This is a genomic window from Bacteroides sp. HMSC067B03 (genome assembly GCF_001811315.1).
In the GTDB taxonomy this organism is placed as follows: domain Bacteria; phylum Bacteroidota; class Bacteroidia; order Bacteroidales; family Bacteroidaceae; genus Bacteroides; species Bacteroides faecis.
On sequence record NZ_KV804500.1, the window covers coordinates 1 to 532 of the forward strand.

The following is a 532-nucleotide window of genomic DNA, read 5'->3' on the forward strand; positions in this document are numbered from 1 at the left end:
CAGTCGGTCGGGCATGGGAAGAAGGCAAGGAAAAGGGACGGGAAAGCTGGCGGAACAAGGACAAAGTCCCCGGACTTGACAAGTTCCAGCTGGACACCGCACCAGCGGCAGTCAACAAACCGACCACCGTCACAACCTCAACCGGGGGGACTTCCGGGAAAGACGTGGGACTTGGTGGAAAAGGTGGAAGCAGCGTGAGGAATATCACCATGAACGTGACATTCAACAATCATTTCAGGGTTGCGGCAGGTGCGGACATGCGCGATGTTGCGGATAAGGTCAAACGGGAAATTTTAGCGGTGATAACCGATACAGTACCAGCAATAGGATAAAGTTATGACAGGAAATACAGCGTTAAATATTGGTGCATTGTTCACGGAGGTCTTCGGGATTTCATCTCCGATTTATCTTCCGTGGGGACGAACCCTGCAGGATTACGATCCGGGGAAATACATCGGAGTGACAACGATTCCGGATGCCGAAGCCGAAGCATACAGTTGGATGGGGACTCCGGTCATCGGGACGTTTACCC

General features: G+C 52.6%; 2 pseudogenes. Both read left to right on the forward strand.

Annotated features, from left to right (window positions below):
- Positions 1 to 332: pseudogene (locus tag HMPREF2794_RS26105) on the forward strand (phage tail tape measure protein); the annotation flags it as partial.
- 4 nt (positions 333 to 336) lie between these two features.
- A pseudogene (locus HMPREF2794_RS26110) lies at positions 337 to 532 on the forward strand (hypothetical protein); the annotation flags it as partial.